Annotated in this window: 22 protein-coding genes and 1 other RNA gene; 21 read left to right on the top strand and 2 right to left on the bottom strand. The window is 61.2% G+C overall.

Annotation, left to right across the window (positions count from 1 at the left end; genetic code table 11):
- The 15 genes from N2600_RS14745 (at position 1) to murB (ending at position 17,328) form a co-directional block, all read left to right on the top strand.
- Entirely contained in the window at positions 1 to 1,242 is a 1,242-nt protein-coding gene (locus N2600_RS14745; RefSeq protein WP_260296624.1) for an NAD(P)/FAD-dependent oxidoreductase, read from the top strand.
- Between the two features lie 11 nt (positions 1,243 to 1,253).
- Complete coding sequence (locus N2600_RS14740; protein ID WP_260296623.1) at positions 1,254 to 2,429, top strand: NAD(P)/FAD-dependent oxidoreductase; 1,176 nt, start codon at positions 1,254 to 1,256, stop codon at positions 2,427 to 2,429.
- Positions 2,430 to 2,585: 156 nt separating this feature from the next.
- An RNA gene (rnpB, locus tag N2600_RS14735) (RNase P RNA component class A) lies at positions 2,586 to 2,983 on the top strand.
- Between the two features lie 411 nt (positions 2,984 to 3,394).
- On the top strand, positions 3,395 to 3,832 hold the full coding sequence (gene mraZ / locus N2600_RS14730) for a division/cell wall cluster transcriptional repressor MraZ (RefSeq protein ID WP_024320776.1): 438 nt from the start codon (positions 3,395 to 3,397) through the stop codon (positions 3,830 to 3,832).
- Positions 3,833 to 3,849: 17 nt separating this feature from the next.
- On the top strand, positions 3,850 to 4,875 hold the full coding sequence (gene rsmH, locus N2600_RS14725; protein WP_260296621.1) for a 16S rRNA (cytosine(1402)-N(4))-methyltransferase RsmH: 1,026 nt from the start codon (positions 3,850 to 3,852) through the stop codon (positions 4,873 to 4,875).
- A gap of 1 nt (position 4,876) precedes the next feature.
- Positions 4,877 to 5,398, top strand: a complete 522-nt coding sequence (gene ftsL, locus N2600_RS14720; RefSeq protein ID WP_026154234.1) for a cell division protein FtsL — start codon at positions 4,877 to 4,879, stop codon at positions 5,396 to 5,398.
- Positions 5,398 to 7,158, top strand: a complete 1,761-nt coding sequence (locus tag N2600_RS14715; RefSeq protein WP_260296619.1) for a peptidoglycan D,D-transpeptidase FtsI family protein — start codon at positions 5,398 to 5,400, stop codon at positions 7,156 to 7,158. Before ftsL ends, N2600_RS14715 begins: the two co-directional genes overlap by 1 nt.
- Before the next feature lie 6 nt (positions 7,159 to 7,164).
- Positions 7,165 to 8,685 carry a UDP-N-acetylmuramoyl-L-alanyl-D-glutamate--2,6-diaminopimelate ligase gene (locus N2600_RS14710; RefSeq protein ID WP_260296618.1) on the top strand — a complete coding sequence of 507 codons (1,521 nt, stop codon included), beginning with the start codon at positions 7,165 to 7,167 and terminating at the stop codon, positions 8,683 to 8,685.
- A complete protein-coding gene (locus tag N2600_RS14705; protein WP_260296617.1) occupies positions 8,682 to 10,115 on the top strand; it encodes a UDP-N-acetylmuramoylalanyl-D-glutamyl-2,6-diaminopimelate--D-alanyl-D-alanine ligase in 1,434 nt (477 codons plus the stop codon). Before N2600_RS14710 ends, N2600_RS14705 begins: the two co-directional genes overlap by 4 nt.
- A 22-nt stretch (positions 10,116 to 10,137) precedes the next feature.
- Positions 10,138 to 11,238, top strand: a complete 1,101-nt coding sequence (mraY, locus tag N2600_RS14700; protein ID WP_017965105.1) for a phospho-N-acetylmuramoyl-pentapeptide-transferase — start codon at positions 10,138 to 10,140, stop codon at positions 11,236 to 11,238.
- Between the two features lie 7 nt (positions 11,239 to 11,245).
- Complete coding sequence (gene murD, locus N2600_RS14695; protein WP_260296615.1) at positions 11,246 to 12,658, top strand: UDP-N-acetylmuramoyl-L-alanine--D-glutamate ligase; 1,413 nt, start codon at positions 11,246 to 11,248, stop codon at positions 12,656 to 12,658.
- Between the two features lies 1 nt (position 12,659).
- Positions 12,660 to 13,814, top strand: coding sequence for a putative lipid II flippase FtsW (gene ftsW, locus N2600_RS14690; RefSeq protein ID WP_017965103.1), 1,155 nt, complete (start codon positions 12,660 to 12,662; stop codon positions 13,812 to 13,814).
- Between the two features lie 6 nt (positions 13,815 to 13,820).
- Positions 13,821 to 14,945, top strand: coding sequence for an undecaprenyldiphospho-muramoylpentapeptide beta-N-acetylglucosaminyltransferase (gene murG, locus N2600_RS14685; RefSeq protein WP_260296613.1), 1,125 nt, complete (start codon positions 13,821 to 13,823; stop codon positions 14,943 to 14,945).
- Entirely contained in the window at positions 14,942 to 16,357 is a 1,416-nt protein-coding gene (murC, locus tag N2600_RS14680; RefSeq protein WP_017965101.1) for a UDP-N-acetylmuramate--L-alanine ligase, read from the top strand. The genes murG and murC overlap by 4 nt, the downstream gene beginning before the upstream one ends.
- A complete protein-coding gene (gene murB, locus N2600_RS14675) occupies positions 16,354 to 17,328 on the top strand; it encodes a UDP-N-acetylmuramate dehydrogenase (RefSeq protein WP_260296612.1) in 975 nt (324 codons plus the stop codon). Before murC ends, murB begins: the two co-directional genes overlap by 4 nt.
- 3 nt (positions 17,329 to 17,331) lie before the next feature.
- On the opposite strand, the gene N2600_RS14670 is transcribed toward murB, so the two are convergent.
- Together N2600_RS14670 and N2600_RS14665 are read right to left on the bottom strand one after the other, a co-directional pair.
- Positions 17,332 to 18,261, bottom strand: coding sequence for a UDP-glucose 4-epimerase family protein (locus N2600_RS14670; protein ID WP_260296611.1), 930 nt, complete (start codon positions 18,259 to 18,261; stop codon positions 17,332 to 17,334).
- Between the two features lie 186 nt (positions 18,262 to 18,447).
- Positions 18,448 to 19,203 carry an SDR family NAD(P)-dependent oxidoreductase gene (locus tag N2600_RS14665; RefSeq protein WP_260296610.1) on the bottom strand — a complete coding sequence of 252 codons (756 nt, stop codon included), beginning with the start codon at positions 19,201 to 19,203 and terminating at the stop codon, positions 18,448 to 18,450.
- 230 nt (positions 19,204 to 19,433) lie between these two features.
- Between N2600_RS14665 and N2600_RS14660 the strand changes: the two genes are divergently transcribed.
- The 6 genes from N2600_RS14660 to N2600_RS14635 all read left to right on the top strand — a co-directional run bounded on the left by N2600_RS14660 (position 19,434) and on the right by N2600_RS14635 (position 23,395).
- Entirely contained in the window at positions 19,434 to 20,021 is a 588-nt protein-coding gene (locus N2600_RS14660; RefSeq protein WP_026237152.1) for a L,D-transpeptidase, read from the top strand.
- A 165-nt stretch (positions 20,022 to 20,186) separates the two neighbouring features.
- On the top strand, positions 20,187 to 20,306 hold the full coding sequence (locus N2600_RS14655; RefSeq protein ID WP_026171022.1) for a hypothetical protein: 120 nt from the start codon (positions 20,187 to 20,189) through the stop codon (positions 20,304 to 20,306).
- Between the two features lie 156 nt (positions 20,307 to 20,462).
- The gene (locus N2600_RS14650; protein ID WP_064246030.1) at positions 20,463 to 21,047 is read left to right on the top strand and encodes a hypothetical protein; all 585 of its coding nucleotides are present in this window, start codon (positions 20,463 to 20,465) and stop codon (positions 21,045 to 21,047) included.
- Between the two features lie 50 nt (positions 21,048 to 21,097).
- Positions 21,098 to 21,691, top strand: a complete 594-nt coding sequence (locus N2600_RS14645) for a protein-S-isoprenylcysteine O-methyltransferase (protein ID WP_260296608.1) — start codon at positions 21,098 to 21,100, stop codon at positions 21,689 to 21,691.
- Positions 21,692 to 21,701: 10 nt separating this feature from the next.
- Positions 21,702 to 22,487 carry a hypothetical protein gene (locus N2600_RS14640; RefSeq protein WP_260296607.1) on the top strand — a complete coding sequence of 262 codons (786 nt, stop codon included), beginning with the start codon at positions 21,702 to 21,704 and terminating at the stop codon, positions 22,485 to 22,487.
- Positions 22,484 to 23,395 carry an SDR family NAD(P)-dependent oxidoreductase gene (locus N2600_RS14635; RefSeq protein ID WP_260296606.1) on the top strand — a complete coding sequence of 304 codons (912 nt, stop codon included), beginning with the start codon at positions 22,484 to 22,486 and terminating at the stop codon, positions 23,393 to 23,395. Before N2600_RS14640 ends, N2600_RS14635 begins: the two co-directional genes overlap by 4 nt.
- Positions 23,396 to 23,512: the final 117 nt, after the last annotated feature.

Genomic DNA, 23,512 nt, shown 5'->3' with positions numbered 1-23,512 from the left:
ATGGCAGTCGATTTCAGGTTCATCATCATCGGATGCGGCATGATGGGTGCCGCCGCCGCACGGCATCTCTCCTCGATGGCCGACGGCATCGCGCTGATCGGCCCGCGTGAGCCGGACCAGCGCAAGGCCCATCACGGCGTCTTCGCCAGCCACTACGACGAAGCGCGCATCACCCGCACTTTCGACGGCAATCTTGCCTGGGGAACCTTCGCCGCCCGCGCGCTCGACCGCTACGGCGAGATCGAGGCAAGGAGCGGCATTTCCTTCCATTCGGAGGTCGGTTGCCTCTTTGCCGGTCCGACCCCGACGGACGAGCAGGACTATATCAACCGGGCACTGGCCGTCAGCCGGTCGCTCGGCAGCGATATCGAGACCATCACACCGCCGGAGCTTCCCCAACGTTTTCCCTATCTTGCCTTTGACCCTGATTTCAGCGGATATTTCGAGCGTAAGCGCGCCGGCCACATCAATCCGCGGGCGCTGGTGCGGGCGCAGATCAAGCTTGCCGAACAGGGTGGTGTCTCGCTTATCGAGGCAACCGCGACATCCGTGCACGACGCCGGTTCCCATGTCGAGGTGACGGCCGGCGGCAGAAGTGACAGCGCCGAACGTGTGCTGGTCGCCGCCGGCGGTTTCGGCAATTTCCATGCCCTGCTGCCGCGTCCCGTCGATACCAGGGTTATGGCGCGCACCGTCGCTTTCTACGAAATCGGCGAGCGCGAGATGGCGGTTTTCGGCGATATGACGTCGACGATCGTGCTCGGTGACCGGGAAGAGGACCACATCTATATCCTGCCGCCAGTGCGTTATCCCGACGGCAAGGCCTATCTGAAACTCGGTGGCGACACCGAGGCGCTTTGCTTCGAGAGGTTGGAGGATGCCGGCGCGTGGTTCCGTTCCGACGGCAGTGCTGCCGAGCGCGATCATCTCTCGCGTGTCGCCTTGCAGCTGATGCCGGAGCTTGCCGGCTGCCGCGTGACTTCGGCGCCCTGCGTGGCCAATTTCACGCCGACCGGTTATTCCTATGCCGGATTTACGCAGTCGCCACGCGTCGCTGTGCTGACTGGGGGCAATTTCGTCGCGGCCAAGTCCTCCGACGAACTCGGGCGGCTGGGAGCGGTACTTCTGGCGGAAGGACGGCTCGGCGATCAGGATTTCGGCGGCGAACTGACGCCGGTCTTCGCAGCAATTCAAGATGATGCAGCGTCCTTTGCGGGTCTGAAAAGACAGGCGGCGTCGTAGAGACGAAAAGCATGGCAGTCGATTTCAAATATATCGTCGTCGGCCGCGGGCTCATGGGGGCAGCGGCGGCGCGGCATCTGGCGCGGCAAGTGGACGGTGTCGCAGTGATCGGTCCGGACGAGCCTGATGACCGCAAGGCGCATCAGGGCGTCTTCGCCAGCCATTACGACGAGGGGCGCATCACCCGTACCATCGATCCCGACCGCAATTGGGCGCTGCTCGCCAACCGTTCGATCGGCCGTTATGGCGAGATCGCTCGCGACAGCGGCATCGACTTCTATCGCGAGGTCGGCTGTGCCGTCGTCGCGCCGACGCAGAGCGATTATCTCGAGAGAACCCGACAGGCCGCCATCTCGCTCGGTGTCGAGACTCGCCTTCTCGATGGGGCCGGCCTGAAGGCCGCTTTTCCCTTTTTCGCCTTTCCTGATGGTGGCGCCGGCGTCTTCGAGGCGAAGGGGGCGGGCCACATCAGTCCGCGCAGCCTGGTCAACGCGCAGTCGCTGCTCGCCGAAAAGGCAGGCGCCACCGTCATTCGTGACTATGTCGTTTCGATCCGCAGCGAGGGCGGCGTCGCTGTCGTCGAAACATCAGGCGGCCGGACCTGCCGCGGTGAAAAAGTGCTGCTGGCAGCGGGCGGATTTTCCATTGCGGAGAATCTGTTGCCGCGGCCCCTTGCCATGACGGTTTATGCCCGGACCGTGACGCTTTTCGAGGTAAGCGAGGCCGATGCTGCGCGCCTGGCCGCGATGCCGTCGCTCATTCTCCGGGCGCCCGGCATCGAAATCTACCTGCTGCCGCCCATCCGGTATCCCGACGGCAAATTCTACTTGAAGATCGGCGGCGATCCTGACGATATGGCACTCAGCGACGACGCCGATATGCGCGCCTGGTTCAAGACCGAGGGCCGCGATACGGTGCGCGCGCATCTCAAACGCATCGTTGAAGGTCTCGTGCCCGATATCGTGCCGCTCTCGATTTCGACGGCGGCCTGCGTCGTGTCGCATACGGAAAGCGGCTACCCGATGATTGGCTACACCTCATCGCTAGAAATCGCGGTGCTCACGGGCTGTGCCGGAACGTCGGCCAAGAGCTCGGACGAAATCGGCCGGCTTGGGGCCGAGCTGCTTTTGTCAGGCGGAATCGGCGGACAGGGCTATTCCACGGATTTCACACCGCAATTTCGCTAGAGCATTTCCGTTTTTCTCCGAACCACGGGGGTGCTCTCTTTTTTGTTGTTCCGCAATTCCGGACGCAAAACCGATGCGCAGTGTTGCTGGAATTGCTCTGAGCGATATCGTTTATTTCGATAGCAATTGCGATCCCTCTCGTTTATGGGAGCCGTGCCAGTTGGCTGGGCAGCCGCGCTTTACCAATGCCGAAAGGCGGTAGGGTGAGGAAAGTCCGGGCTCCACGGAAACACGGTGCCGGATAACGTCCGGCGAGGGCGACCTCAGGGAAAGTGCCACAGAAAGCAAACCGCCTGTCATGACAGGTAAGGGTGAAAGGGTGGGGTAAGAGCCCACCGCATCTCCGGCAACGGAAATGGCACGGTAAACCCCACCGGGAGCAAGACCGAATAGGGATGACGCGGCAGGCCGAAAGGCCTTCCGGCCGGTTTCCAGGCCAGTCATCCGGGTAGGTTGCGTGAGGCAGCGTGCGAACGCTGTCCCAGAGGAATGGCTGCCACGTTCCGGTTCACGCCGGAGCCATACAGAACCCGGCTTACAGGCCAACTGGCGATTACCATCTTAACGGCGCGGCAGCCGGATTTTCCGCGTAAGTCGCTGAAACCGGCTGTTTTCAATCCGATGTTCATGCATCCATAGGATGAATTTTCCATGTAGCGGTACCAATGCGTGTGATTTGTAAGGCGAGCTGCTAACCCTTTGTTAAACTTAACGGCTTATAAATTTTTGATCATGCGTCCATTGCAAAATGGGCGTATCCCATTGACGCCCATATGGTCCCATGCTATCCCAAATGCGCACTGCACCAGGGCAATCATCTGCCCATTCATCGCAAAGCAAAGGCGTCTTCCTCTCCGGAAGCGTCGGAAGGGTTTTTGCTCATCCGGCTTGCGAAGCTGTGCCTGATATCGGGAGTTTCGGGCGTTTTTTGGTCCGGATCCCTGCGGGAACGGATGTTTCGAGTGATGAGCCGCTTCCTTTCGAACGCGACCAACAGGATCGACGCCAAGGGCAGGGTCTCCGTGCCTTCGGCTTTCCGTTCCGTGCTGGCGCAGCGCAACGTCCAGGAGCTCTACTGCTTTCAGGACTTTGTGTTTCCGGCGATCAGCGTCGGCGGTCCGGATCTTCTCGAAAGATTCGAACGGCAGATTGCTGCGGAGGATCCGTTTTCGCCGGATGCGAACGAGATGTCGCTTCTCATTCATGGAGGCGGGGTCTTCATGAAGCTCGACGCCGAGGGGCGGCTGATGGTCACGGATTTCATTCGGGGCTTCACTGGCATCTCGGACGAAGTGACCTTCGTCGGTCGGGCGGATCATTTTCAGCTCTGGCAGCCGCAGGCTTTTGTGGCCGCACAGGCGCAAGCACGAGGGGAGCGCAAGCTGGCGGGCAAGCGCTCCTGAAAGAACGAGGAAACGGAATGGTGGCGAATCCTGGCGGAGGTTCAACTGATGCCGGTGGCGGACCGGTTCGTCACATTCCGGTTCTTCTCGACGAAGTCGTTGCGGCGCTGGCGCCCGCGCCCGGCAAGATCATCCTCGATGGTACATTCGGTGCGGGCGGCTACAGCTCGGCCATCCTTGCCGCCGGCGCCGACGTGATCGCGCTCGACCGCGATCCGACGGCAATTGCGGCGGGCCAAGCGATGGTCGCTGCCCATGGCGGCCATCTCAAGCTCGTTCATTCGCAATTCTCGCATCTTGGCGATTACGCGCCGCCGGGCGGGCTCGACGGCGTCGTGCTCGATATCGGCGTCTCTTCCATGCAGATCGACGAGGCCGAGCGCGGCTTCTCCTTCCAGAAAAAAGGTCCGCTCGACATGCGCATGTCGGCCGAAGGCGTTTCGGCCGCCGATGTCGTCAACCGCGCCAAGGTCGCCGATCTCATCCGCATCTTCCATTTTCTCGGTGAGGAAAGCCAGGCGCCGCGCATCGCCCATGCGATCGAGAAGCGCCGCGCCGAAAAGCCGTTCGAAACGACGCGCGATCTCGCCGGTCTCATCGAGCTCGTCACGCCGCGCAAGATGAAGGACAAGATTCATCCGGCAACGCGCGTCTTCCAGGCATTGCGTATCTTCGTGAATGACGAGCTTGGCGAATTGGCGCAGGCGCTGTTTGCGGCGGAAACGGCGCTGAAACCCGGCGGGCGGCTTGTCGTCGTCACCTTCCATTCGCTCGAAGACCGCATCGTCAAGAAATTCTTCTCCGACCGCGCCGGCAAGGCGTCGGGTTCGCGGCACCTGCCGGTCGCACATGAGCGAGCCGCAACCTTTGCGGTCATCGGCAAGCCGATGGTTTCGGCAAGCGAGGCGGAGGCGGAGATCAATCCGCGTGCCCGCTCCGCCAAGCTTCGCGCTGGCCTGAGGACCGGCGCTGCCGCCGAAGCCGCGGATATGTCGCTCTTCGGGTTTCCCAATCTTGCCAGCCTCGGAAAGCTTGGTGGTTGATATGCTGAAAACGTTTGATCTCGTGCTCATCGGCGTCATGACGGCCACTGCCGCCGTAACCTACACGATCAAGCACCGCGCCGAATTGAAGCTCGAGGAGGTTCACCGCCTCGAAGCCGAGATCAAGCTCGAGAAGGACACGATCGACCTTCTCAAGGCCGACTGGGCGCTGCAATCGCAGCCGAACCGGCTGGAGCGACTGGTCAGAGCCTATAATGACGAATTGAAGCTGCAGCCGACGGAATCGACGGCGCTGGTGCATGCCAAGGAATTGCCGATGCTGAAATCCGAGGTTCCCGTGCCTGATGTGACGGAGGCCAAGGTCAGCGCCAAAAGCGCGACCGAGGCCAGCGCCAAGACCGAGGCCAGCGCCAAAGGCGCGACCGTGGCCAGTGCCAAGGGCGCGCCAGACACCGCCAAGGGCGCGCAAGCCATCGCCAAGGCACAACCCATTCCAACGCCTTCGCCGCGCGGTGAGGCAGAGGATGCAGATCAGATCGAAACCGGATCGGTGGAGGAATAATGTCGTTTCTTTCCCGCATCATGGTTTTGAAGAGCCAGGCGCATTTCTCCGCCGGCGTCTATAACCGCTTCGGTGGTCCTTCCCCCGCCGGCTTGGCGATCGAGGGATCGCGCAAGAAGAAATCAGGGCAGGCAAAAAGCCGCGTCGGCCTGCTGATCCTTGGCTTCATGGGTGTCTACGCGGTCATCGGCGGCCGTCTCGTCGAATATGCGATGAAGGACCAGGAGGTCGTCTCCAGCATCCTGCCGCCCGACCGGCTGATGGCCTCGCGCCCCGACATTCTCGACCGCAACGGCGAGGTGCTGGCGACGGACATCCGTACCGTCTCGCTGTTTGCCGAACCGAACAAGATCGTCGACGCCGACGAGGCGGTCGAGAAGCTCGCGACGGTGCTGCCCGAGCTCGACGTCAAGGACACCTACAAGAAACTCTCGGTCAAGACCTCGCATTTCGCCTGGCTGCGCCGGCAGCTGACGCCGAAGCAGCAGAGCCAGATCCTGGCGCTCGGCATTCCCGGGATCGGCTTCCGGCCGGAGAAGCGCCGCTTCTATCCGGGCGGCTCGACCGCCGCGCATATCCTCGGTTACGTCAACATCGACAACCGCGGTGTCGCCGGCATGGAGAAATTTATCGACGACCAGGGGTTGGCCGATCTCGCCTCCGTCGGCATGACCAGCGACCAGCCGCTCGAGCCGGTGCGGCTATCGATCGACCTGCGCGTGCAGAACATCGTGCGGGACGCGGTCGTCAACGCCGTCAACAACTTTCAGTCCGAGGGCGCGGGTGCTGCGGTCATCGACGTGCATACGGGAGAAGTGCTGGCGATGGCATCGGCGCCGGATTTCGATCCGAACGATCCGCAGGAAGGCGCCAAGGAGGGTTGGCTCAACCGGATGACCAACGGCACCTTCGAAATGGGCTCGACCTTCAAGACCTTTTCGCTGGCCATGGCGCTCGATAGCGGCAAGGTGAAGATGACCGACAGTTTCGATGCCAGCAAATCGATCTATATCGGCGGTTTCACTATCCACGATTTTCACGGGCAGCGCCGCTGGCTGACTGTTCCCGAGATTTTCCAATATTCGTCGAATATCGGCACTGCGCGCGTCATCGACATCGTCGGCATCGACGCGCAGAAGGACTATCTGACCAAGTTCGGCCTCTTGACGAAGATGCAGACCGAGCTGCCCGAAGTGAAGATGCCGAGCCAGCCGCGCGTCTGGAAGAAAATCAATTCGATCACAATTTCCTTTGGCCATGGCGTCTCGACGACGGCGCTGCAGACAGGGGTGGCGGCCGCCGCTCTCGTCAATGGCGGCAAGCTGATAGAGCCGACATTCCTGCCGCGCACGCGCGAGCAGGCTGATGAGATCGCCACGCAGGTGATCAAGAAGTCGACCAGCGACGAGATTCGCTATCTCCTTGACTTCAACGGCTACAAGGGATCCGGGCGCGTCGCCCGCGTGCCGGGCTTTTCCGTCGGCAGCAAGACCGGCACGGCTGACAAGGTGGTGAACGGGCGTTATTCGGCGACCCTGAATTTCAATTCCTTCATCGCCGCATTCCCGATCAACGACCCCAAATATGCGGTGATCACCTTCTGCGACGAGCCGAAGACCGGTGAGAAGGCCTATGGCGGAACGATCTCGGCCGGTACCGCCGGTCCGATCGCCCGCGAGATCATCAGCCGCGCGGCCCCCATTCTCGGCATCGAGCCGAAATTCGGGGAGGGCGGATCGGCCTTGCTGGTGTCTTATTGAGTGTGAATGAATATCGACGCCGATTCGCGAGGGGTGAACCGGATTCAAGAGAGAAAAGTGCGTGCGATGAAATTGCGAGACCTGGCCGGAGATCAGTTTCCGGAACTTGAAGCACAGCTCGAAGGCCCGGCAGGCTTGCTTGATATTTCAGGCCTGTCTTCGGACAGCCGCAAGGTGGCGCCGGGCAATGCTTTCGTCGCGGTCGCCGGTACCAAGGCGGACGGTGCGGGCTTCATCGCGGATGCCGCCGGCCGCGGCGCTGCCGTCGCGATCGCCTCCCAAGCCGTCGCTGCTTCGATCCCGGTGCTTGCGGTCAAGGAGCCGCGGCGTTTCCTTTCCATCGCCGCCGCGCGTTTCCATGGCAGTCAGCCCGATACCATGGTCGCCGTCACCGGCACCGCGGGCAAAACCTCCGTCGCTTCTTTCACCCGGCAGATCTGGGCGCATGCCGGCCACGCGGCCGCAATGATCGGCACGACGGGCGTTGTCTCGCCGACGCGCAACGAATATGGCGCGCTGACGACGCCCGATCCTGTGTCGCTCCACGAACTGTTGGCGGAACTTGCCGGAGAGGGCGTGACGCATGCCGCGATGGAGGCCTCCAGCCACGGCCTCGACCAGTGCCGGCTCGACGGCGTGAAGCTTGCGGCAGCCGCCTTCACCAATCTCGGCCGAGACCACATGGATTATCATCCCACGATCGAGTCCTATATGGCCGCCAAGATGCGGCTTTTCGATACGCTGTTGCCGAAGGGGTCGCCAGCGGTGATCTTCGCTGACGACCCGTGGTCGGCGCAGGCGATCAAGGCCGCCACCGATGCCGGTCACGATGTTCGTACCGTCGGGCGAAAGGGTGATTACCTCTCGTTGAAGCGGGTCGAGCACTTCCGCCACAAGCAGACGGCCGAGATCCATATCGGCGGCGAGATCTTCGAGGTGGACATTCCGCTGGCCGGCGACTTCCAGGTCGCCAACGCACTGGTCGCGGCGGGGCTTGCCATGTCGACCGGCGTTGAGGCGAAGGTTGCGATGGCCGCGCTCGAGAAGCTCGTCGGCGCGTCCGGCCGTCTCGAACTTGTCGGCCATACAAAAGACGGGGCGCTCGCCTATGTCGATTACGCCCACAAGCCGGACGCGCTGGGAAACGTGCTGGGCTCGGTCAGACCCTTCACCACCGGCCGCGTCATCGTCGTCTTCGGCTGCGGCGGCGACCGTGACCGCGGCAAGCGGCCGATCATGGGCGAAATCGCCTGCCGACTTGCCGACGTCGTCATCGTCACCGACGATAATCCGCGTTCGGAGGAGCCGGCCTCGATCCGGGCGGAGATCATGGCGGCAGCAAGCTGCGCCTCGGAAATTGCCGATCGCGCCGCGGCGATCCGCGAGGCGGTTGGCATGCTGAGATCCGGCGATACGCTGATCGTCGCCGGCAAGGGGCATGAGGAAGGGCAGACGATCGGCGACGTCACCCTGCCGTTTTCCGATCATGCGGAGGTGCGCAAGGCCTTGGAGGACCTGAAATCTTGAGCTGGCTCTGGACGACCGAAGACATGATCGCAGCGATGGCGGGGCGCCCGTTCGGCACTCCGCCCGAAGGCATCACCGGCATCTCCATCGACAGCCGCTCGATTGCCCCAGGCGAAGCCTTTTTCGCGATCAAGGGCGACCGTGTCGACGGTCACGACTACGCATCGATGGCGATGGCGAACGGTGCCTCCCTTCTCGTCGTCAGCGAGGCGAGGCTTCCCGCCATGGGTCGGCTGACGGTGCCGATGATCGTCGTGGAAGACGTGCTCGCGGCACTCGGCCGGCTTGGCCTTGCCTCGCGCGAGCGCTCAAAGGCCCAGATCATCGCGGTGACGGGATCTGTGGGAAAGACGACCACCAAGGAAATGCTGCGGCATGTGCTGTCGCCCTCCGGCAAGGTGCACGCCTCCGTCGCCTCCTTCAACAATCATTGGGGTGTGCCGCTGACGCTGGCACGCATGCCTGAGGATACGGATTACGGCGTCTTCGAAGTCGGAATGAACCATCCCGGCGAGATCCGGCCGCTGGTGGCGATGATCCGTCCCGATGTCGCCATCATCACGACGATCGCGCCGGCGCATCTCGGCAATTTCAAGAATATCAAGGAAATCGCCGCCGCCAAGGCTGAGATCTTCGAGGGGCTCGAACCCGGTGGACATGTCGTGCTCAACCGCGACAACGACCAGTTCAATTTCCTCGACCGCACGGCGCAATCACACGGCATCGAGCATATCCATTCCTTCGGCCAGCATGCCAAGGCCGAATTCCGGCTCGCAGAATTCAATGGCTCCGACGAGAATTCGACGCTGTGGCTGACGATTGGCGGCGAGACGCTGGAAGTTGCGCTCGGCGCGCCGGGCCGCCATATCGCCGAGAATGCGCTCGCAGCGCTCGGCGTCGTCAGGATCGTCGGCGCCGATATGCAGAAGGCGATCGAAGCGCTCGCGACGCTGAAGCCGGAAAAGGGCAGGGGCAAGCGCCACCGACTTTCGATCGGCAGCGGCAGCTTCACGCTGATCGACGAGAGCTACAATGCCAATCCGGCCTCGATGCGCGCGGCGATCGCGCTGCTGGCGGCCTCCGAGCCGACCGGCCGCGGACGCCGTATCGCCGTGCTCGGCGATATGCTTGAGATGGGCGACTATGCGCAGAAGGTCCATACCGACCTTGCGGTGCCGCTGCTGGCCGCCGGTATCGAACATGTCTGGCTGGCCGGAGCCGAGATGGCAACGCTCAAGGAATCGTTGCCGGAAAGCGTCCATGTCGAATATCGCGAGAACACGAGCGAATTGACGGACTATGTATTGAACTCGGTCGCGCCGGGCGACGTGTTGATGGTGAAATCGTCTCTGGGCATCGGTTTCGGCAAGATCGTCGCCGCGCTCCTTGACAAGTTCCCGCCATTTGCCGACACGCAACGCGAATTTTGATCGGGTAAACAAGGGGCCCTGAATGCTGATCTGGCTTGTCGAACTGTCGGAATATTTCAAATTTCTGAATTTGTTCAGATATATTACCTTCCGCACGGGGGCCGCTCTCTTCACCTCAGCGCTGATCGTCTTCCTGTTCGGGCCGACGATCATCAATTCGCTGCGCATCCGCCAAGGCAAGGGCCAGCCGATCCGCGCCGACGGGCCGCAGACGCATTTCAAGAAGGCCGGCACGCCGACCATGGGCGGGCTGATGATCCTCGCCGGCATCATCGGCGCATCGCTGCTCTGGGCCGATCTTTCCAACGTCTATGTCGTCGCCACGCTGCTGGTGACGCTGGGCTTCGGCGCGATCGGCTTCTACGACGATTACCTTAAGGTCACGAAGCAGAGCCATATGGGCTTTTCGGGCAAGGCGCGTCTCGGCATCGAATTCGTCATCGCCGGCATCGCCGTCTATTTCATGATGCGCACCGCTCTTGCCTCGGGGATTGCCGGCTCGACCTTCGGCTCCTCGATCGCCTTTCCTTTCTTCAAGGACTTCATGATCAATATCGGCATCATGTTCGTCGTCTTCGGCGGCTTCGTCATTGTCGGCGCCGGCAATGCCGTCAATCTGACCGACGGTCTCGACGGGCTTGCCATCGTGCCTGTGATGATCGCCGCCGCCTCCTTCGGCGTCATCGCCTATCTCGCCGGCAACGTGGTGTTTGCGAACTACCTGCAGATCAATTTCGTGCCCGGCACCGGCGAGCTCGCCGTCGTGCTCGGCGCCGTCATCGGCGCCGGCCTCGGCTTCCTCTGGTTCAACGCGCCGCCGGCCGCCATTTTCATGGGCGACACTGGGTCGCTGGCACTCGGCGGCACGATCGGCACCGTCGCCGTCGCCACCAAGCACGAGATCGTCATGGCGATCATCGGCGGCCTCTTCGTCATCGAGACGCTGTCGGTCATCATCCAGGTCGGTTTCTTCAAGATGACCGGCCGGCGCGTCTTCCTGATGGCGCCGATCCATCATCACTTCGAGAAGAAGGGCTGGACCGAGAGCCAGGTGGTGATCCGCTTCTGGATCGTCGCCGTCGGTCTTGCGATGCTTGGCCTCTCGACGCTGAAGCTCCGGTGAGGCAGCGATGATCCCGGTCACGACGCTCAAGGATAGGAAGGTCGCGCTCTTCGGGCTCGGCGGCTCCGGCTTTGCCACCGCCCGGGCGCTGATATCAGGCGGTGCCGAGGTGACCGCCTGGGACGACAATCCAGACAGCGTCGCCAAGGCCGTGGCTGAAGGCATCAGGACGGAGGACCTGCACAGCATCGACTGGAGCCAGCAGGCGCTGTTCGTGCTGTCGCCCGGCGTGCCGCTCACCCATCCGAAGCCGCACTGGACTGTCGATCTTGCCCGCGCGGCTGGCGTCGATATCGTCGGCGACGTCGAGCTCTTCGTGCGCGAGCGCCGCGCCCATGCGCCGGATTGCCCTTTCATCGCCATAACAGGCACCAACGGCAAGTCGACGACGACGGCGCTGATCGCCCATATCTTGAAATCTTCAGGCTACGACACGCAGCTCGGCGGCAATATCGGCACGGCGGTGCTGACGCTCGATCCGCCGAAGACCGAGCGCTATTACGTCGTCGAATGCTCCTCCTATCAGATCGATCTGGCGCCGACGCTGGACCCGTCGGCCGGCATCCTGCTCAACCTGACGCCCGATCATCTCGACCGTCACGGTACCATGCAGCATTATGCCGATATCAAGGAGCGGCTGGTCGCCGGCAGCGATGTCGCAATCGTCGGCATCGACGACAGCCATTCGGCGCTGATTGCCGACCGCGTCGAGCGGGCGGGCGTCAAGGTGGTCCGCATCTCGCGCCGCAACGTCGTGGCCGACGGCATTTATGCCGAGGGCACCAAGCTGATCCAGGCTGCCGGCGGCGCGATGCTGCCTTTCGTCGATCTCGACGGCATCCAGACGCTACGCGGCAGCCACAATGCGCAGAACGCCGCTGCAGCCGTCGCTGCCTGCCTCGCCGTCGGGGTTTCCGCCGAAGACATCCGCGCCGGCCTTGCCTCGTTCCCCGGCCTCAAGCACCGCATGCAGCCGGTCGGGCAGCGTGGCCGCGTCGTTTTCGTCAATGATTCCAAGGCGACCAATGCCGATGCTGCGGCGCCGGCCCTTTCGAGCTATGATCGCATCTACTGGATTGCCGGCGGCCTGCCGAAGGCTGGCGGCATCACGACGCTCGCCCCCTATTTTCCGCGCATTGCCAAGGCCTATCTGATCGGCGAGGCGGCGGCGGAATTCGCCGCGACGCTCGGCGAGGCTGTTCCTTACGAAATATCGGACACGCTGGAGCGCGCCGTCGCGCATGCGGCCGCCGATGCCGAACGCGACGAGAGCGCCGCTTCGGCCGTGATGTTATCCCCGGCTTGCGCAAGCTTCGACCAGTATAAGAATTTCGAAGTCAGGGGTGAAGCCTTCGTCGGCCACGTGGCGGCGCTTGACGGGATTGCGATGCTGATCGGTCCGGCAACAGGAGAGAAATGACATGGTAAGCCGCGCGGAACGTGGGCCTCTGGCCGATTGGTTCTGGACCATCGACCGCTTCTTCCTGGCAATGTTCATCTTCCTGATGGGCATCGGATTCATGCTGTCGTTTGCGGCATCTCCTGCGGTCGCCGAACGCATCGGGCTCGAGCCTTTTCACTTCGTCAAGCGCCATGCGGCCTTCATGATCCCCTCGATCGGCGTCATGCTCGGGCTGTCGTTTCTCACGCCGCGCCAGGTGCGGCGAACCGCGATCCTGATCCTGATCGTCTCGGTCGCGATGATGGTGCTGGTGCTGTTCGTCGGGCAGGAGGTCAAGGGTGGCAGGCGCTGGATCTGGATCGCCGGCCTTTCCATCCAGCCATCGGAATTCATGAAGCCCGCCTTCGTCGTGGTCTGCGCCTGGCTGTTTGCCGAACATGCGCGCCAGCCGGAGATCCCCGGCAATCTCTTTGCCATCATTCTGTTCGGCATCGTCGCAGCCCTTCTCATCGCGCAGCCGGACCTCGGCCAGACCATCCTGACCACGGCCGTCTGGGGCGGGATGTTCTTCATGGCCGGCATGCCATGGATCTGGATCATGCTGCTCGGTATCGGCGGCGCCGGCGGCCTGCTCAGCGCCTACTACGTCTTCCCGCACGTTGCGTTGCGCATAGACAAATTCATGACCGGCGAAGGCGACACGTTCCAGATCGACACCGCGCGCGAGGCGATCATCCGCGGCAGCTGGTTCGGCCAAGGACCGGGCGAGGGGATCGTCAAGCGCATCATCCCGGATGCGCATACCGACTTCATCTTCTCGGTCGCGGCCGAGGAATTCGGCATCGTCTTCTGCATGGCGCTCGTTGCGCTGTTTACCGTGCTGGTGCTCCGCGGCCTGTCGCATGCCTATCGCGAGCGCAACGACTTCAACCGTTTCGCCGTCGCCGGCCTGGTGCTGCAGATGGGCATTCAGTCGATCATCAATATCGGCGTCAATCTCGAATTGCTGCCGGCGAAGGGCATGACGCTGCCGCTGATTTCCTACGGCGGCTCGTCTATGGTCGCGATCTGCGTCACCGCCGGCTTCATTCTGGCGCTGACGCGCCATCGACCGGAAAAACGGGCGCAGGACCGGAGCCTCTTCCGCGTCCCGCACGGCATGCCGGCGGAGTAGAAGACTATGAGCAAAGGCATCGTGCTGCTTGCCGCCGGGGGAACCGGCGGCCATGTGTTCCCGGCGGAGGCGCTGGCCTTCAAGCTGAAGGAGCGCGGCTATTCGGTGCATCTCGTCACGGACAGCCGGGCTGAGCGCTATGCCGGCAAGTTCCCGGCCGAGGAAATCCATGTCGTACCGTCGGCGACGATCGGCTCGAAGAACCCGGTTGCTGTCGCCCGCTCGCTATGGACGCTCTGGAGCGGCATGCGGGCGGCGAAGAAACTGATCCAGCGGTTGCGGCCGATCATCGTCGTTGGTTTCGGTGGTTATCCCACCGTGCCGCCGCTGCTTGCCGCCACCCGGCTCGGCGTGCCCTCGATGATCCACGAGCAGAATGCGGTGATGGGGCGCGCCAACAAGGCCCTGGCAACTCGCGTGCAGGCCATCGCCGGCGGGTTCCTGCCGGAGGGAGGCGCTGCCTTTCCAGACAAGACGGTGACGACGGGAAATCCGGTCCGCCCGGCGATCATCGCTGCGGCCGAGGTGCCGTACACGCCGTCGCATCCCGGCGAGGCCTTCAACCTCGTCGTCTTCGGCGGCAGCCAGGGCGCGCAATATTTCTCCAAGGCGCTGCCGACGGCGATCAGCCTGCTCGACGAGGCGCTTCGCGTGCGCCTGCGCATCACCCAGCAGGTGCGTCCCGAGGATATGGAAATGGTCAGCGGCTGCGTCACCAAGCTGGAGATGGGAGCCGATATCGCCCCCTTCTTTACCGACATGGCCGAGAGGCTGGCGAGGGCGCATCTCGTCATCTGCCGTTCGGGCGCCTCGACGGTTTCGGAAATCTCCGTCATCGGCCGGCCTGCCGTGCTCGTGCCTTACCCGCACGCTCTCGATCACGATCAGGCGGTGAATGCGGCGGCACTTGCTGCGACCGGCGGGGCAAAGGTGATCGCCCAGTCGGAGCTTTCGCCGGAGAAGATCGCAGCGATCCTGACGGCTGTCATGAACGATCCGGAAAAGCTTTTGCACATGGCGGCGGCGGCGAAACGCGCCGGGAAACCCGATGCAGCGAACTTGCTTGCCGACATGGTTGAGGCTATTGCCGCCAGACGGACAATTGCAGAATTCAAGAGGACACGCGCATGAAACTGCCGAAGACGATCGGCCTCGTCCATTTCATCGGCATAGGTGGCATCGGCATGAGCGGCATTGCCGAGGTGCTGCACAATCTCGGCCATAAGGTGCAGGGATCGGATCAGGCTGACAGCGCCAATGTCCAGCGCCTGCGCGACAAGGGCATCGAAGTGTTTGTCGGTCACCGAGCCGAAAACCTGGGTGAGGCCGAAGTCGTCGTCGTCTCGACGGCGATCAAGAAGAGCAATCCGGAACTCATCGCCGCGCGCGAAAAGCTGCTGCCGGTGGTGCGCCGCGCCGAGATGCTGGCCGAGTTGATGCGCTTCCGCAATGCGATCGCCATCGGCGGCACGCATGGCAAGACGACGACCACGTCGCTGGTCGCCGCGCTGCTCGAAGCCGGCGGACTTGACCCGACCGTCATCAATGGCGGCATCATCAATGCCTACGGCACCAATGCCCGCATGGGCGAGGGCGAGTGGATGGTGGTCGAGGCCGATGAATCGGACGGCACCTTCCTGAAGCTTCCGGCCGATGTCGCCGTCATCACCAATATCGACCCGGAACATCTCGACCATTACGGCAATTTCGACGCCGTGCGCGCCGCCTTCCGGCAGTTCGTCGAGAATGTGCCGTTCTACGGGTTCGGCGTCATGTGCCTCGACCATCCCGAGGTGCAGTCGTTGGTCGGCCGCATCGAGGACCGCAAGATCATCACCTATGGCGAAAACCCGCAGGCCGACGTGCGTTTCATGAATGTGCGCATCGACGGCACGCGCTCGATCTTTGACGTCCAAATCCGTCGCCGCCGCACCGGCCAGGTTATCGAGCTCAAGGGGCTGGTCATGCCGATGCCGGGGCGCCATAATATCTCCAACGCAACGGCGGCGATCGCCGTTGCCAACCGGCTCGGCATATCGAGCGCCGATATCGCCAAGGGGCTTGCCTCCTTCGGTGGCGTCAAGCGCCGTTTCACGCTGACCGGTGAGTGGAACGGCGTGCAGATATTCGATGATTACGGCCACCATCCCGTCGAGATCAAGGCGGTGCTGCGCGCCGCCCGAGAATCCTGCAAGGGGCGTGTCATCGCCGTCCACCAGCCGCATCGCTTTAGCCGTCTTGCGAGCCTGTTCGAGGAATTCGCCGCCTGCTTCAACGATGCCGACAGTATCTTCCTGGCACCCGTCTATGCGGCGGGTGAAGATCCGATCGAGGGTATCGATTCCGTGTCGCTGGTGTCGCGCATCAAATCCGGCGGCCATCGCGACGCCCGCTTTCTAAGCTCGGCGGAGCTTTTGCCGCAGATGGTCGCGGAGGTTGCAAAGCCTGGCGATTTCGTGGTTCTGTTGGGGGCTGGGAGCATTACATCCTGGGCGGCGGCGCTGCCCAAGCAACTGGAAGGCCTATCGGGAAAGTCCGTATGAAACAGGTGAATGGGGAAAAGCTTCTCGCGTCTCTCGGAGACGGTGTAAAGGATATCCGCGGCCGTATCACGCCGGATGCCCCGATGGATCGTGTCACCTGGTTCAGGGCCGGCGGTCTGGCCGAACTGATGTTCCAGCCGCATGACATCGACGATCTCATCGCCTTCCTGAAGATATTGCCGGAAGAGGTGCCGCTGACGGTGGTCGGCGTCGGCTCCAACATCCTGGTTCGCGACGGCGGCATCCCCGGCGTCGTGCTGCGCCTGTCGGCCAAGGGGTTCGGCTTCGTCGAGCTTGCCGGCGAAAACCGGATTCTCGCCGGCGCCATCTGCCCGGATAAACATGTGGCGGCGATGGCGATGGACAACGGCATCGGCGGTTTTCATTTCCTCTACGGCATTCCCGGCGGCGTCGGCGGCGCGGCGCGCATGAATGCCGGGGCTAACGGCGTCGAGACGCGCGAGCGGCTGATCGAAGTCCATGCGGTCGACCGCAAGGGCGATAAGCATGTGCTTTCCAATGCCGAGATGGGCTACTCCTACCGGCATTCGACCGCATCGACAGATCTGATCTTCACCTCCGTGCTGTTCGAGGGCTATCCGGAAGAGCGCGCGCAGATCCGCGCCGAGATGGACGCCGTGCGCAATCACCGCGAGACGGTGCAGCCGGTGCGCGAAAAGACCGGCGGCTCGACCTTCAAGAACCCGACCGGCCATTCGGCCTGGAAACTGATCGACGAGGCAGGCTGCCGCGGCCTCGTCATCGGCGGAGCGCAGATGTCGTCGCTTCACTGCAACTTCATGATCAACATGGGGCAGGCAACCGGCTACGACCTCGAATATCTCGGCGAACAGGTGCGTCGCGAGGTCTTCGAAAAAGACGGCATCAAGCTCGAATGGGAAATCAAACGCCTCGGCGTCTTCATGCCCGGCCGCGAAGTGCGTCCGTTCCACGGCGTGACGAGCGAGTAACGGTTACGTCACCGCAAGCTTCAGACCCTCGCACGGCGTGACGACGGGCGACCAGCCAAGCACGTCGCGGGCATGGGATATATCGACCTGCAGGGAACCGCAAAGACGCTGGTAGACGGCGGCCTTTCCGGTGATCCTCGCGCCCATCTGCAACAAGGCGGGGGGGAAGGGGAGCAGCATCGGTTTGACGCCCAATCCTGCGGCAATCCCTTCGATAAGCCCGGGAGTCGAAAGATCTACTCCATCACCCGCGAGAAAGGTCTGGCCGACTGCGCCGGGATGCTTCATCCCGGTGATGATCAGATCGACGAGATTTGGAAGCGCGACCAATGTCCGGCGGTTCTTCAGCGACGCGAAGGGGAGCGGTATCTTCTTCCTGACAAGTCCGACGAGCAGGGCGAAATTGCCCCTCGCACCGCGTCCATAGACGAGCGGCGGGCGAATGATCACGACTTCCATGCCTGTTCGGGCGGCAATTTTATGCAGCCCGATTTCAGTTTCCAACTTTGAAATGCTATAGGGATCGATCGGCATTGGCGTATCGTCGTGCCGGAAGGGTCGAACGTTTTCCTCGCCATTGACCTTGATGCTGCTGATGAAGACGAACCTTTTTACGCCCGCGCGGGCGGCCTGCTCGGCGAGGTTCAACGTAGCGGTGGTGTTGATCCGACGAAATTCCGCAAGCGGATCGGCTGCGCGGTCGTTCATGATGTGAACACGAGCGGCGAGATGGACGATGACATCGATACCCTCGAGAACCGCTGTCCAATCGGTTTCGCTTGTTATCTCGATGGGGAAATGCCGCACAGATGTCGGGAAGCTGGCGGCTGCAGATCGCGTCGTTACCGCAAGCTCGCATATCCGCTCTCCATCCAGTCTTTCGACGAGAGGCCCACCGACAAAGCCGGCCGCGCCGGTAATGAGGCATCGCATGATCTGTTCCCCGTTTTGCCGTGAGTGTTCCGGTTAACCGGAAGTGCCCACGGCATCAATAAAAAGCCGCCACGTTGGAGCGCCGTGCGTCCTTTCGGACGCACCAAGGACGCTCTAACACTTTGAATCTACGCATCGTGCTTTCTGGGGCAGAACACCGGTCCCTCACTCAGCAGCACAGCCCCTTCAGTGAGCGGTATAGGCCCCGTCCACCAAATAGTGCACCCCAGTGATGAAGCTGGCCTGCTCGGACAGGAGGAAACACACAAGCGTCGCGACCTCTTCCGGTTTTCCACGCCTGCCCATCGGTTGCAGTGCTGCCATGCGTCGCGTGCTCGCCGCCTCAAGATGCGCTGACAAAAGTGGCGTTTCGATCCAGCCGGGACCGACGGCATTTATGCGGATACCCAATCTGGCATACTCCATCGCAGCGACTTTCGTCAGTCCAACGACCCCGTGCTTGGCTGCGGTGTATGCCGCCGCGGTGGGTAATCCAACGGTCCCGAGAGTGGAAGACATATTCACGATTGCGCCGCCGCCCAGCTTGAGCATCGCGCCAATTTCGGATTTCATGCAATAGAAAACGCTGTTCAGATTGACGTTCATCACCTTGTGCCAATTGTCGAGCGGATAGTCTGCGACCGCTGCGCGCACCCCATCGATTCCCGCATTATTGACCGCCAGATCCAAGCCGCCACATGTCTCGACGGTAAAATCGACAAGTCTCTGCACACCGCCACTGTCACTGACATCGACGACAAATTCATGGGCGCGGCCTCCCTCTGATCTGATCGCGGCGGCAATCGTGTGTGCTGCGTCAGCATTGATATCGGCGACAACAACCTCCGCACCCTCGTCAGCGAGTTGACGGGAAACCGCGGCACCAATACCGGAACCCCCACCCGTAACGATCGCGATTTTTCCTTCCAGGCAAAGCTTCATCGTCTCCGTCCTTGTTGATATGTTAATATTCGATCGGCGCGATTGTTGATGCAAGGGGTTTCACGGATAAATAGAGGGGCATGGTATTGCGCAGCTTCAGATGTTGCCAGTGTTGCGAACTCATCCTCCACAGAGTTGAGTGTCTTTATCAAAAGATGTCGCAATCTAATTTGGAATGAACGGGCTAATTTGGAATGAACGGGATCGACGGAGTTACTTGGCAGGTGGAAATGGACAAACAGCATATTACACGCCGTGGGCTCGTGCTGGGGAGCCTGGCTCTAATGCTTTTTGGATGTACTTCGGGCGATGGGCCGCCACTGGGCTACCGATTCGCGAGGGATCCGGATTCCGATCCCCGCTATCGACGACAGGAGGTCGCCTATACGGGGAGTGAACCGCCCGGAACTATCGTCGTCGATACGGCGAGCCGCTACCTTTACTTCGTGGAGGCAGACGGACTGGCGACTCGCTATGGCGTTGCCGTCGGAGAGGAAGGACTGAGTTTCAAGGGCGAGGCCACCATCGGCTATAAGGCAGAGTGGCCTTCGTGGAAGCCCACCAATGACATGATTCAGCGCAAGCCCCGCCTGGCCAAATATGCCGATGGGGTACCGGGAGGACCGCTCAATCCTCTCGGTGCAGCGGCCCTCTACCTCTATCAAGGCGGACAAGATACCCTGTTCCGGTTGCACGGAACGAATGCCCCCTGGTCGATAGGCCGTGCTGTTTCGAATGGGTGTATTCGCTTGACGAACGCAAACATCGTCGACCTCTACTCCCGTGCACGCGTAGGCACGCGCGTAGTTGTCATCTGATGGTGTTTACCATTTGAAATCGTGGGGTTGGCCATAGCATTATGTATCTGCTAATGTAGATTCGTTGCATGTTGCATCATGTCTGCCCTATCCAGGGTACTGAGTGTCGCTAAACTTTAAGGTGTAGCTTAGAAGGCTATGCCATGATGAGGAGAGGACTTCTTGATGAGCAGAATTCTAATCGTAATCCTTGCGATGTTTGCGGTGGCCAATCTGAGTGCTTGCGGGTCGATTGGCAAAGGCAAGGGGAAAGCCCCACCGCCGGCAGAAGCAGTCTACAAGTAGCATATCGCGTCTGATTCTTAGGAAGGGTCACATAGACCCTTCCTCTTCTTACATAAACCGCCAAGCTGCGCTCCTTCGTAACTCACAGCGCAAGAGTGGCATTTTATTGCTGACTTCGGGCTCGCATTCGTCAGGGCCTGCATATGGAGCTTAGTGATGGCGCTTGGAAGAGGCGGTGTGTCGCTAGTTGTTATGTTGGCGTTCGTGGCATCGTCATGCCAGACAGAAGACAAAAGGCCTTTACCGCATTATACATCCAACGGCAGAGGCGTAGCTCCAACCAATACGGCTGAAAACAAATCAAATCGACATTTCATCGAATTCCGCTCACGCTATGCGCTGACCTACGGCCACACCTACGTCGTTTTTGGGCAGGCGGATAAAAACGGAAATATGATCAATCCCGAAGTTGCAGGGCTTGCCCCAGCGTCTCCCGATGCCGCGCAATATGTAATAGGCCACTTCATACCGGTTCCTGCCACGACCGGAGCGACGGACGGTGACCTGGAAGAGCAGTACAGATCAGCAAGCTGGCGTGTGATGCTGAGTGATAATGAATATAACGACACAGTTGCGTATATACGCAAACTGCAGGCAACCTCTCGTCTCTGGGAGGCATCGGTATACAACTGCAATGCCTTTGTGGCGGATATCGCACGGCACATGGGTTATAAGGCGCCCAGCATTTGGCTAAGGCCGCAACAGTTCATTACAAACCTTCGGGAGATGAATACAGGTTGACTACCGGGTCTCCACGAAGGCAGATCATGGAAAGGTTCTGGTGACTTGATTTGAACTTATCAGCAGCCGTCGTCGGCGAGGTCGTCTGGGTTCTCGGAATTGTTGCATGGTGCATCATTCGATACCCATTTGAGCGTCGCGCAAAGCGAGTGCCGGTCGTCAGTAATCGCCGTACCGGTTCAGAGGCGGTCGGGCTTGCGGCAGCCCTCGCCGGGCTTGCGATCGTGCCGGGATTTTACGTCGCGACGGGCATGCCTGAGGCAGCAGACCATACCGCCCATTTGTGGGCCGTCGTGATCGGGACAATACTGTTCTGCGCCGCGATGTGGGTCTTTCGAAGAACCCACAAGCAATTAGGACGAAACTGGTCGATTACGCTGGAGATTCGCCAGCAGCACGAATTGATATGCGCTGGCCCGTACTCCCTTGTCCGCCACCCGATGTACACGTCGTTCCTTTTGATGGGGCTTTCACAAGCGTTTCTGCTGCCGAACTGGGTGGCAGGCATGGCGGGCCTGATCGGCTTCGCCGTTCTATTCTTCCTAAGGGTGGACAAGGAAGAACGTATGATGCTGGAAGTTTTCGGCCCGCAATACCACGCGTACATGGCGAAGACCAAGCGCATCATCCCTTATCTTTATTAGAGGTGGCAAGATGAGAGGCCGAACGATCAAGCTCTCGGCATCGCGACGCCTTGTCGGAGATCTGATGAGATTCTCGATCGGGGTGCCGCGTGTGACGGTCCAGCGGCAAATGAACCTTCGGCCCCTCGTGGATGCAAGAGACGGAGCGGATGCCCGGCCGTCCTGGACGGTGCTTTTCTTGAAGGGATACGCTCTGCTCTCTCAAGAAATTCCTGAATTGCGGCGTGCTTATATCAAGTTTCCGTGGCCACAGCTGTATGAATATCCGGCCAGCGTCGCCTCCATTGCCCATGAGCGCGAGCACGACGGAGAGCGGGTCGTTCTGCTGAGCACCATCAAAGGTCCCGAGCAACGCTCAATCACCGAGCTGGAGACGCTGATCCGTTCAGCGAGGTCACTTCCGGTTCTGGAGATCAAGGAGTTTCGGCGCTCCCTGAAGCTTGCTCGCGCACCTGCCCCTGTGAGGTGGCTGCTGATGTGGCTCGGACTCAATATAGGACGGAAGCGAGCGCGCTATTTCGGCACCTTCCAACTGTCTGTCTATTCGGGTCTCGGAGCGGAGTCTCTCAACCCTCTCAGTCCGTTGACCACACTTTTCAACTACGGCCCGATCGGCGAGCATGGATCGGTTGCTGTCCGCATCCACTACGACCACAGGGTCATGGATGGAGCGAATGTCGCACGAGCATTGGAACGGTTCGAAAGGATCTTGAACGGCGAGGTCGCCGACGAAGTAAAAAGCCTCGCCCAGAGCGGAGCCCCTACCATCGTGACGACGGTAGGAACATCGAAGTGACACCGCACAGTGAGCCCCGGTTGGCTGTCGTCGTGGTTGGCGGTTCCCGCGGCATTGGACGAGCAATCGCAAAGGTTGCGGCACGCGAACACAATGTCGTCGTGCTCGTCGCGCGTTCGCCGGAAGGCCTCGCCGCTGCAGCGGCCGACGTACGGCAGGCAGGTGGTGAGCCCTTCACGTTGGAGCTGGATCTCTTCGCAGCCGATGCGTCGGGGCGTCTTGAGGCTTTTCTAGTTGCCAACGATTTGGTCTGCGGCGTCCTGGTCAACAGTGCCGGGTATGGTCTGCGAGGCGCAGCAACGTTACTCCCTGTCAAAGATCAGATGGGGATTATCGATGTCAATATACGCGCCCTGACCGACATGACCCTTCGCTTCCTGCCTGGAATGCTGGCGCGCGGACGTGGCGGCGTGATCAATCTCGGCTCCGTAGCGGGTCTCGTTCCCGGGCCGTACATGGCATTGTATTACGCAAGCAAAGGTTTTGTGCGCTCTTTTTCGGACGCGCTCCATCAGGAAGTGCGCCGTTTTGGCGTTACCGTGACATGTGTGGCGCCAGGACCGGTATCCACCGAATTCCTTGAAAAGGCCGGCGCGAACCGGGCGGCTCTCTTCAAGATATTGCCCAAGCTGGACGCTGAATATGTCGCTGAGCGGGCCTGGAGCGGTTTCAACTCCGGCCATCGCCGCGTCGTTCCCGGCATTTCAGCCAAGTTGTTTACTCTTGTCGCCGCATTCTTGCCGACCGCAGTTATTCTCCCCCTGATCGGTCGCCTGCAGCGCAGGAGCAAAGATCCATGTCCTTGCGGTTCAGGGAAAAGCCTCAAGGAATGTTGCGGTAGCCGCTCCCCGGCACGGAGCAACATGCAGAAAATAATGCCTGTCGACGAGGGTGAAGCCGACCGATGATGCCAGCCACGCAGAGATCCGCCGTATGATCTTCCTCGCGATTGCCAGGCTATAAACGCACAAAGCACGCTGGATAGCCGTCTGAAGCCGCGACGAGTGCCGCGGCTTTTTTTGCTT

The sequence above is a fragment of the Rhizobium sp. WSM1274 genome (genome assembly GCF_025200775.1).
GTDB lineage: Bacteria > Pseudomonadota > Alphaproteobacteria > Rhizobiales > Rhizobiaceae > Rhizobium > Rhizobium leguminosarum_I.
Note: the sequence above shows the minus strand (reverse complement) of the source record. Positions and strands in the feature narration are given on the sequence as shown.

What these genes read in the sequence shown, in the direction of transcription:
- N2600_RS14745 (WP_260296624.1), top strand. Translation starts at nt 1, where the DNA reads ATGGCAGTCGATTTCAGGTTCATCATCATCGGATGCGGCATGATGGGT.
- N2600_RS14740 (WP_260296623.1), top strand. Translation starts at nt 1,254, where the DNA reads ATGGCAGTCGATTTCAAATATATCGTCGTCGGCCGCGGGCTCATGGGG.
- mraZ (WP_024320776.1), top strand. Translation starts at nt 3,395, where the DNA reads ATGAGCCGCTTCCTTTCGAACGCGACCAACAGGATCGACGCCAAGGGC.
- rsmH (WP_260296621.1), top strand. Translation starts at nt 3,850, where the DNA reads ATGGTGGCGAATCCTGGCGGAGGTTCAACTGATGCCGGTGGCGGACCG.
- ftsL (WP_026154234.1), top strand. Translation starts at nt 4,877, where the DNA reads ATGCTGAAAACGTTTGATCTCGTGCTCATCGGCGTCATGACGGCCACT.
- N2600_RS14715 (WP_260296619.1), top strand. Translation starts at nt 5,398, where the DNA reads ATGTCGTTTCTTTCCCGCATCATGGTTTTGAAGAGCCAGGCGCATTTC.
- N2600_RS14710 (WP_260296618.1), top strand. Translation starts at nt 7,165, where the DNA reads ATGAATATCGACGCCGATTCGCGAGGGGTGAACCGGATTCAAGAGAGA.
- mraY (WP_017965105.1), top strand. Translation starts at nt 10,138, where the DNA reads ATGCTGATCTGGCTTGTCGAACTGTCGGAATATTTCAAATTTCTGAAT.
- murD (WP_260296615.1), top strand. Translation starts at nt 11,246, where the DNA reads ATGATCCCGGTCACGACGCTCAAGGATAGGAAGGTCGCGCTCTTCGGG.
- ftsW (WP_017965103.1), top strand. Translation starts at nt 12,660, where the DNA reads ATGGTAAGCCGCGCGGAACGTGGGCCTCTGGCCGATTGGTTCTGGACC.
- murG (WP_260296613.1), top strand. Translation starts at nt 13,821, where the DNA reads ATGAGCAAAGGCATCGTGCTGCTTGCCGCCGGGGGAACCGGCGGCCAT.
- murC (WP_017965101.1), top strand. Translation starts at nt 14,942, where the DNA reads ATGAAACTGCCGAAGACGATCGGCCTCGTCCATTTCATCGGCATAGGT.
- murB (WP_260296612.1), top strand. Translation starts at nt 16,354, where the DNA reads ATGAAACAGGTGAATGGGGAAAAGCTTCTCGCGTCTCTCGGAGACGGT.
- N2600_RS14670 (WP_260296611.1), bottom strand. Translation starts at nt 18,261, where the DNA reads ATGCGATGCCTCATTACCGGCGCGGCCGGCTTTGTCGGTGGGCCTCTC.
- N2600_RS14665 (WP_260296610.1), bottom strand. Translation starts at nt 19,203, where the DNA reads ATGAAGCTTTGCCTGGAAGGAAAAATCGCGATCGTTACGGGTGGGGGT.
- N2600_RS14660 (WP_026237152.1), top strand. Translation starts at nt 19,434, where the DNA reads ATGGACAAACAGCATATTACACGCCGTGGGCTCGTGCTGGGGAGCCTG.
- N2600_RS14655 (WP_026171022.1), top strand. Translation starts at nt 20,187, where the DNA reads ATGAGCAGAATTCTAATCGTAATCCTTGCGATGTTTGCGGTGGCCAAT.
- N2600_RS14650 (WP_064246030.1), top strand. Translation starts at nt 20,463, where the DNA reads ATGGCGCTTGGAAGAGGCGGTGTGTCGCTAGTTGTTATGTTGGCGTTC.
- N2600_RS14640 (WP_260296607.1), top strand. Translation starts at nt 21,702, where the DNA reads ATGAGAGGCCGAACGATCAAGCTCTCGGCATCGCGACGCCTTGTCGGA.